This window comes from Polaromonas sp. P1_G2, assembly GCF_056405515.1.
Window position 1 is genome coordinate 1 of the sequence record NZ_JBFUBY010000176.1, and the last position, 9,108, is coordinate 9,108.

Here is a 9,108-nt window from a genome sequence, read left to right on the forward strand (position 1 = left end):
GCGCAAAAACCCCGCTTTCACCCACTGCCCCGCCGCCCTGCGCGCGGGACGTGCGGCGCCGGTTTTTGCCCAGATCACCAAAACGACCACCATTAAAGGCTAGCAAGCCTGGTTCGTCGTGCCCTGCCGGCTCGATGAGCCGGGCCAAAAAGCCATTTTTATGTACTTTTTGAAGGGGCAGTTCAAATGAAACTCAAAGGCAATCTCACCGGGCTCGTCGGCTGGCGCGGCATGGTCGGCTCGGTCCTGATCGACCGCATGCAGGCCGAAGGCGACTTCGACCTGATCGAGCCGGTGTTCTTCTCGACCTCCAACGCGGGCGGCAAAGCCCCGGCCCAGGCGAAGAACGAGACCACGCTGAAAGACGCCTTTGACATTGAAGCCCTGAAGAAGTGCGACGTCATCATCACGGCCCAGGGCGGCGACTACACCTCCGAGGTCTTCCCCAAGCTGCGCGCGGCCGGCTGGAAGGGCCACTGGATCGACGCGGCCTCCACGCTGCGCATGAACGACGACGCCGTCATCATCCTGGACCCGGTCAACCTGCCCGTGATCCAGAACGCCTTGGCCAAGGGCGGCAGCAACTGGATCGGCGGCAACTGCACGGTCAGCTGCATGCTGATGGGCGTGGGCGCGCTGTACAAGGCCGGCCTGGTCGAATGGATGACCAGCATGACCTACCAGGCGGCCTCGGGCGGCGGCGCGCAACACATGCGCGAGCTGCTCACGCAGTTCGGCACGCTGAATAGCGAAGTCCGCACGCTGCTGAACGACCCCAAGTCGGCGATCCTCGAGATCGACCGCCGCATCCTGGCCAAACAGCAAGGCCTGGGCGCCGCTGAGACCGCCAACTTCGGCGTGCCGCTGGGCGGTTCGCTGATCCCCTGGATCGACAAGGACCTGGGCAACGGCATGAGCAAGGAAGAGTGGAAGGGCGGCGCCGAGACCAACAAGATCCTAGGCCAGGGCGCGAGCTTCGGCACCGCCGAAACCCCGGTTGACGGCTTCTGCGTGCGCATAGGCGCCATGCGCTGCCACAGCCAGGCGCTGACTTTCAAGCTCAAGAAGGATGTGCCGCTGGCCGACATCGAGGCCATGATCGCGGCCGACAACGAATGGGTCAAAGTCGTGCCCAACACGCGCGAAGCCTCCACCAAGGACCTCACGCCTGTGGCCGTCACCGGCACCATGCAGATCCCGGTGGGCCGCCTGCGCAAGCTGGCGATGGGCCCCGACTACCTGGGCGCCTTCACCGTGGGCGACCAGTTGCTGTGGGGCGCCGCCGAACCGCTGCGCCGCATGTTGCGCATCCTGTTGCAGGCCTGAATTAATTGAGGTGAGCGGCTGCCAACATACAGCCGCCGATCCGTAACTACATGTCACAAGACGTTGTCGTCAGACAACATCCGAAACTTGTAAGTTGCTGCTAACTCGCTGTGTCAAAACTTAAGTGGTGTCTTAGCTTGTCAGCCTAATGCCTTGATGTTAAGGTTGTTTTTCGAAAATTCGCATCGAGGTTTTTGTGCGCTTAAGCAGAATAAAGTTACATGCAGACCGAGCACTGGAGGCTCACAACCCCATGAATAATCGCGGTCGTTGGCGTATCGGCGCCCTGGCAAGTGCCATTGCACTGCTGGGCAGCCTGGCAAGTCTGGAAGCCCACGCGCTCGCGCTGGGCCGTATCACGGTTCAATCGGCATTGGGCGAACCCCTACGCGCCGAAATCGAGATCCCCGACATCAAACCGGAGGAAGCCTCCAGCCTCAAGGCCGGCGTGGCGCCGGTCGACGCCTTCAAGGCGGCCGGGCTTGAATACGGCAGCGTCGTTTCCGGCGTCGAGGTCACCCTGCAACGCCGCCCTGACGGACGCTCCTTTCTGCGCCTGAGCAGCAACCGTCCCGTTACCGAGCCTTTTGTCGACCTGATCCTGGAAGCCAGCTGGGCCAATGGCCGCATCACACGCGACTACACCATGCTGTTCGACCCGCCGGCCCTGCGCTCGGGTACAGCGGTCGCGCCCACGGCACCCGTGCTGTCTTCCCGTCCCTCGGCCCCTCCCGCCAAGGGCATTGCCTCCATCCCCTATTCGCCGCCGGCCGGCCCCAGCACCCGGCCCGCGCCGGTCGCCAAGGCCCCTGCCGCGCCCCTCGAAAAAGTGCCGGCCGGCGGTGACAAACAGGTCACCGTTAAAGCCGGTGACACCGCCGGCAAGATCGCCGCCCAGAACAAGCCCGCCAGCGTGTCGCTGGACCAGATGCTGGTCGCCCTGTTGCGCAGCAACCCCGACGCCTTCATCGGCGGCAACGTGAACCGCATCAAGTCGGGCGCAGTGCTCGACATCCCGAGCGCCGAAACGGCCGGAGCGCTTTCCGCCGGCGAAGCCACCCAGACCATCGTCGCGCAAAGCAAGGACTTCAACAGTTTCCGCCGCAAGCTCGCCGAAGGCGTGCCGGCCACCCAGATGGCCAGCGCGGACCGCCAGGCCGGCGGCAAGGTGCAGGCCAAGGTCGAAGACCGCGCGCCCGCCAGCACCACCCCCGACAAGCTGACCCTCTCCAAGGGCGCCGTCCAGGGCAAGGCAGCCCCCACAGCGGCCGAAGACAAGATCGCCAAGGAACGCCAGGCCAAGGAGGCCTCCACGCGCGTGGCCGAGCTGTCCAAGAACATCAGCGAACTGAACAAGCTGGGCGGCGCCCCCACGGCGGCGCCCGCAGCCAGTGCGGCAAAAGCCCCCGGTGTGGCGGTTCCCGCGCCTGCCAGCGTGCCAACCCTGGCGGCCCCCACCCCCGCCCCGGCCGCAACGCCTGCACCCGCGGCGCCATCCGCCGCCGCCCCGGGCGTGACACCCGCACCAGCCTCGACTGCTGCCGTCACGCCGGCGACCGCCAGCAGCGCGCCAGCTGCGGCCGCTTCCGCATCCGAAGCTTCCACCAGCGTGGCCCCGATAGCTGCAGCCTCCCAGCCCGCACCGGCCGCCAGTGCCGCGGTCGCGCCGGCTGTGGCCGCCGCCAAAAAGCCCGTGGCAGTCCCGCCGCCGCCGCCCGAACCCAGCCTGGTCGACGAATTGCTCGACAACCCGCTGGTACTCCCCATCGCCGGCGGCCTGCTGCTGCTGCTGGCCGGTTTCGGCTTTTACCGCTATCGCCAGCGTGGCGGTGCGGCCCAGGTCGACAGCTCCTTCCTCGAAAGCAGGCTGCAGCCGGATTCTTTTTTCGGCGCCAGCGGCGGCCAAAGAATTGACACGAATGAAGGCAACGCCACGGGCTCGTCCCTGGTGTACTCGCCGAGTCAATTGGATGCCGCTGGCGACGTCGACCCGGTAGCCGAAGCTGATGTGTATCTGGCCTATGGACGAGACCTGCAGGCCGAGGAAATCCTGAAGGAGGCCATGCGCACCAGCCCGATGCGCGTCGCCATCCATGCCAAGCTGATGGAAATCTACGCCAAGCGCCGCGACAGCAAGGCCTTTGAAACCGTGGCCATCGAGGCGTTCAACCTCACCCACGGCAGCGGCCCCGAATGGGCTTACATCACCGAGATGGGCCGTGAACTGGACCCCGCCAACCCGATGTACCAGCCAGGCGGACAGCCAGCCGGCAGCGCCCATGCGGGCGGCACCTCGGCGTTCAGCCCGGGCGGCACCGTGGCCATGGTCGCCCAGCCGGCGCATGTTCCCGCGCCCACGCCTTCGATGGATGTCGACCTTGACCTGGACTTCTCACTCGATGACGAACCCGGTGCGGCCACCACCCCGGCCGTGATCTCGGCCCCGCCACCTCCGCCGCCCGCTCCCGCGCGCGTCGAGCCCACGGTGGCCATGAAAGCGCAGGAACCGGCCCCGCTGAACATGGATTTCAGCAGCGCCACGGTGGCCTTGCCCACGGCCAAGCCACCTGCGCCGGCCGCCAAACCCGCCGAGGCCGCGCCCGATGCCTCTTTCCTCGACGAAGGCTTGAACTTCACGCCCGAACCGTTCACACCGGCCCCCAAACCGGCGCCCGCCCCCGTGAAAGCGGCGGCAGCCCCGGCGCCAGAGCCGGTAACTGACAACGGCATGCTGGAGTTCGACCTCGGTTCGCTGTCGCTGGACCTGAACGGCCCCACGACGGAAAGCCCGGACCACCCGATGGAAGTCATGTCCGACGACCCGCTGGAAACCAAATTCCTGCTGGCCGAAGAATTCCGTTCGCTGGGCGATTCGGATGGCGCCAGGTCCCTGGCCGAAGAGGTGATGGCCGAAGCCAAGGGCCCGCTGAAGGTCAAGGCGCAGGCCTTCCTGAACGCCTTGTCGTGAGCGCAGCCTGAACGCGCCGCGTTCACTGCGTCCCCTCCCRTGAGGATTGCACTCGGCGTCAGCTACAGCGGTAGCGGCTACGAAGGCTGGCAAAGCCAGCTTTCGGGCAACACGGTGCAGGACAAACTGGAACTGGCGCTGGGCAAATTCGCCGCCCAGTCCATCCGCACCCTGTGCGCGGGCCGCACCGACGCAGGCGTGCACGGCCTGATGCAGGTCGTGCACTTCGATACGCCCCTGCAGCGCGACATCGCCTCCTGGGTGCGCGGCACCAACGCCTTTTTGCCCTCAGACATCGCCGTGCAGTGGGCGCGTGAGGTCCCCGATGAATTCCATTGCCGCGGCAGCGCCATCGCCCGCCGTTATGCCTATGTGGTGCTGGAGTCCCCGGTGCGGCCCAGCGTGGAAGCCGGGYGCGTCGGCTGGGTCTACCGGCCGCTGGACGAGGCGGCCATGCGGCAGGCCGTCACCTACCTGGTCGGCGAACATGATTTCAGCTCCTTCCGCGCCGCGCAGTGCCAGGCCAAGTCCCCCGTCAAAACCATCAGCCGCATTGAGATTTCGCACCGCGGCGATCCAGGTGCCCGATACTGGCGCTTCGAGTTCGAGGCCAACGCCTTTTTGCACCACATGATCCGCAACATCATGGGCTGCTTGGTCGCCATAGGCCAGGGCAACTACCCGCCGGACTGGCTGGCCGGGGTGATGGCCGCGCGCAGCCGCGATGCCGCCGCGCCCACGTTTTCGCCGGACGGCCTGTATTTTCTGGGGCCGGTCTATGAAGACCACTACGGCCTCCCGGCTCGCACACCCGCCTATGATTGGTTGCCATGACGCCCGCACCCACCACCCGTACCCGCATCAAGATCTGCGGCCTGACCCGTGAAGAAGACGTGGATGCCGCCGTGGAGGCCGGCGCGGATGCGGTCGGTTTTGTGATGTACGAGACCAGCCCGCGTTACGTGACGGCCGGACGCGCCGCCGAACTGGCCCGCCGCCTGCCGCCCTTCATCACGCCGGTGCTGCTCTTCGTCAACGCGCCCGCAACCCAAATCAGCGCCGCCTGCGCCCTCATCCCCACGGCCTTTCTGCAGTTTCACGGGGACGAGACGCCTGAAGACTGCCTTTCAGCCGGCCGGCCCTTCATGCGCGCGGCACGCATCCCATTAGGTGAAAAATCAGCCGAAAACACCCCGGGCTCCCCAGGCGGCTTTGATCTCGTAAAATACGCCCAGGACTTCAAGGCCGCACAAGCCATCCTTCTCGACGCTCATGTCGAAGGTTATGGCGGCGGCGGGAAAACATTCAATTGGTCACTTCTTCCTCCAAACGTCAGCGCTCACCTCGTTTTGTCTGGTGGATTGACGCCTGCAAACGTGATCGATGGCATTTCGCAAGTCAGGCCGCGTTGCACAACGCTGGCCGTTGATGTCAGTTCCGGCGTCGAGATTTCCAAGGGAATCAAAAGCGCCGACAAAATCAACCAGTTCGTCGCGGCCGTTCGCGCCGCCGACGAGTTACTTGCAAAGAGTCCCCATCATGTACGAGTACCACCAGCCTGACGTTTCAGGCCATTTCGGAATTTACGGCGGCAGTTTCGTTTCGGAAACACTGACCCATGCGATCAACGAGCTGAAAGACGCTTACGCCAAATACCAGCACGACCCGGAGTTCATCGCCGAATTCCAGTCCGAACTGGCGCATTTCGTGGGCCGCCCCTCCCCGATCTACCATGCCGCGCGCATGAGCCGCGAACAGGGTGGCGCGCAGATCTACCTCAAGCGCGAAGACCTCAACCACACCGGCGCCCACAAGATCAACAACACCATAGGCCAGGCCATGCTGGCACGCCGCATGGGCAAGCCGCGTGTCATCGCCGAGACCGGCGCCGGCCAGCACGGCGTGGCCACCGCCACGATCTGCGCGCGCTACGGCCTGGAATGCGTGGTCTACATGGGCAGCGAGGACGTCAAGCGCCAGAGCCCCAACGTCTACCGCATGAACCTGCTGGGCGCCACGGTGGTGCCGGTTGAAAGCGGCAGCAAGACGCTGAAAGACGCGCTCAACGAGGCCATGCGCGACTGGGTCGCCAACGTGGACAACACCTTTTACATCATCGGCACGGTGGCGGGCCCGCACCCCTACCCCATGATGGTCCGCGACTTCCAGAGCGTGATCGGCGCTGAATGCCTGCAGCAGATGCCGGAATTCATCGGCAACAAACAGCCCGACGCGGTGATCGCCTGCGTGGGCGGCGGCAGCAATGCCATGGGCATCTTCCACCCCTACATCCAGCACGCCAAAACCCGCCTGATCGGCGTGGAAGCGGCCGGCGAAGGCCTGGAAAGCGGCAAGCACTCGGCCTCGCTGCAGCGCGGCCTGCCCGGCGTGCTGCATGGCAACCGCACCTATGTGCTGCAAAACGAGGACGGCCAGGTCACCGAAACCCACAGCATCAGCGCCGGGCTCGACTACCCCGGCGTGGGCCCTGAACACGCTTTCCTCAAGGACATAGGCCGCGCCGAATACGTCGGCATCACCGACAAGGAAGCCCTGGAGGCCTTCCACTACCTGTGCCGCACCGAGGGCATCATTCCGGCGCTCGAATCCAGCCATGCCGTGGCCTGCGCCATGAAAATGGCCCGCAGCATGCGCAGCGACCAGAGCCTGCTCGTCTGCCTTTCGGGCCGCGGCGACAAGGACATCGGCACGGTGGCCGACCTCTCGGGGGCCGACTTCTACGACCGGCCGTCCATGCGCGGCCTGTCCGTCAAGGGCGGGTCGGCTTCGCCGGCGTCCTTCGATGCCAGCGGCGCCAAGGGAAGCGGGGTGCAGTCATGAGCCGCATTGCCTCTACCTTCTCCACGCTGAAAAGCCAGGGCCGCAAGGCCTTGATCCCCTACGTCACCGCGGGCTTCCCGTTTGCCGACGTCACGCCCGAGCTGATGCACGCCATGGTGGCCGGCGGCGCCGACGTGATCGAGCTGGGCGTGCCGTTTTCCGACCCCAGCGCCGATGGCCCGGTGATCCAGAAAGCCGGCGACAAGGCCCTGTCCTTCGGCGTCGGCCTGGCCCAGGTGCTGGAGATGGTGCGTCAGTTCCGCGCCAAGGACAGTGCAACGCCCGTGGTCCTGATGGGCTACGCCAACCCGGTGGAGCGCTACGACATCAAGCACGGCGGCAGCAAGACCGAAAGCGCCTTCATCCGCGACGCCGCCCAGGCCGGCGTGGATGGCGTGCTCATCGTCGACTACCCGCCCGAGGAATGCGTGGAATTCGCCGCCCGGCTGCGTGCGCACGGCATGGACCTGATTTTTCTGCTGGCCCCCACCAGCACTGACGCTCGCATGGCCCAGGTGGCCGGCGTCGCCAGCGGTTATGTCTACTACGTCTCGCTCAAGGGCGTGACCGGCGCGGGCACGCTGGACGTGGACGCCGTCGAGGCCATGCTGCCGCGCATACGCAAACATGTGAACGTGCCGGTGGGCGTGGGCTTCGGCATCCGCGACGCAGCCACGGCCAAGGCCATCRGCAAGGTGGCCGATGCCGTGGTCATCGGCAGCAAGATCATCCAGCTGATCGAAAACCAGCCGCGCGACAAGGTAGCGGCCGTCGCACAGGCGTTTTTGACGGAAATCCGTACTGCTTTGGACTGACTTTTGCGCCGGCCGGTACCGGGTTGAAGCCTGGGGAAACCGGCGCATAATTGCGCTTTTCGCCCGGCGGGGCCCCAGGCCCCGCCCGACACTACAAGGACTGACTTCATGTCTTGGCTAGAAAAACTGCTTCCCCCAAAAATCAGCCCCACCGACCCGACGGAACGCCGCCAGGTGCCCGAGGGCCTGTGGATCAAATGCCCCAGCTGTGAAGCGGTGCTCTACAAGACCGACCTGGAAAAAAACCAGAACGTCTGCCCGCAATGCAGCCATCACCACCGCATAGGCGCCCGCGCCCGGCTGGACGCCTTCCTGGATCCGGAAGGCCGCTACGAGCTGGGCCAGGAAGTGCTGCCGGTCGACGCCCTCAAGTTCAAGGACAGCCGCAAATACCCCGAACGCCTGAAAGAAGCCCTGGAAAACACCCAGGAAACCGATGCGCTCATCGTCATGGGCGGCGCGGTGCACAGCATAGGCGTGGTCGTGGCCTGCTTTGAGTTCGACTTCATGGGCGGCAGCATGGGCAGTGTGGTGGGCGAGCGCTTCGTTCGCGGCGTGCACGCCGCCATCGAGCAAAAAGTGCCCTTCATCTGCTTTACCGCCACCGGCGGCGCGCGCATGCAGGAAGGGCTTTTGAGCCTCATGCAGATGGCCAAAACCAATGCCGCCCTGACGCGCCTGGCCAAAAAAGGCCTGCCCTACATCAGCGTATTGACCGACCCGACCATGGGCGGGGTGAGTGCCGGCTTCGCTTTTGTCGGCGATGTGGTCATTGCCGAGCCCAAGGCCCTGATCGGTTTTGCCGGCCCGCGCGTGATTGAATCCACCGTGCGCGTGACGCTGCCGGAAGGCTTCCAGCGCGCCGAGTTCCTGCAGACCAAAGGCGCGATCGACTTCATCTGCGACCGCCGCGAACTGCGCAAGACCGTGGCCAGTTCACTGGCCATGCTGCTCAGGCAACCGGCCGACGCCGTCAGTTGAGAACCTGGCAAGCCTGAATAGCCCCTGAAGCAAGGCGTATTAGCCGCACGAAAAGTGCACCGCGCGGGTCACATGGGATGATGTGGTTCACGGCCCCCCAAAGCACGATGAGAACCATGCCAGAAGCTTTGACCTTGAGCTCCCTTCCCCTGTTCCCGCTGGGCGCAGTGCTGTTTC

7 protein-coding genes are annotated in these 9,108 nt (G+C 65.3%); all 7 read left to right on the forward strand.

Features of this window, described 5'->3' with window-relative positions; all coding sequences use genetic code 11:
* The first annotated feature begins 186 nt into the window (after positions 1 to 186).
* Positions 187 to 1,326 (forward strand): aspartate-semialdehyde dehydrogenase, encoded by a 1,140-nt coding sequence (gene asd / locus AC1D0P_RS17120; RefSeq protein ID WP_477677849.1) that lies wholly within the window; start codon positions 187 to 189, stop codon positions 1,324 to 1,326.
* 253 nt (positions 1,327 to 1,579) lie between these two features.
* Positions 1,580 to 4,294 carry a FimV/HubP family polar landmark protein gene (locus AC1D0P_RS17125; RefSeq protein ID WP_477677850.1) on the forward strand — a complete coding sequence of 905 codons (2,715 nt, stop codon included), beginning with the start codon at positions 1,580 to 1,582 and terminating at the stop codon, positions 4,292 to 4,294.
* Positions 4,295 to 4,333: 39 nt separating this feature from the next.
* Complete coding sequence (gene truA / locus AC1D0P_RS17130; protein WP_477677853.1) at positions 4,334 to 5,128, forward strand: tRNA pseudouridine(38-40) synthase TruA; 795 nt, start codon at positions 4,334 to 4,336, stop codon at positions 5,126 to 5,128.
* Positions 5,125 to 5,856, forward strand: coding sequence for a phosphoribosylanthranilate isomerase (locus AC1D0P_RS17135; protein WP_477677851.1), 732 nt, complete (start codon positions 5,125 to 5,127; stop codon positions 5,854 to 5,856). Before truA ends, AC1D0P_RS17135 begins: the two co-directional genes overlap by 4 nt.
* Complete coding sequence (gene trpB, locus AC1D0P_RS17140; protein ID WP_477655131.1) at positions 5,834 to 7,135, forward strand: tryptophan synthase subunit beta; 1,302 nt, start codon at positions 5,834 to 5,836, stop codon at positions 7,133 to 7,135. The genes AC1D0P_RS17135 and trpB overlap by 23 nt, the downstream gene beginning before the upstream one ends.
* Positions 7,132 to 7,950: a tryptophan synthase subunit alpha gene (gene trpA / locus AC1D0P_RS17145; RefSeq protein WP_477677852.1), complete on the forward strand. Its 819-nt coding sequence runs from the start codon at positions 7,132 to 7,134 to the stop codon at positions 7,948 to 7,950. The genes trpB and trpA overlap by 4 nt, the downstream gene beginning before the upstream one ends.
* A 108-nt stretch (positions 7,951 to 8,058) precedes the next feature.
* On the forward strand, positions 8,059 to 8,931 hold the full coding sequence (gene accD, locus AC1D0P_RS17150) for an acetyl-CoA carboxylase, carboxyltransferase subunit beta (RefSeq protein WP_477655129.1): 873 nt from the start codon (positions 8,059 to 8,061) through the stop codon (positions 8,929 to 8,931).
* Positions 8,932 to 9,108 lie beyond the last annotated feature (177 nt).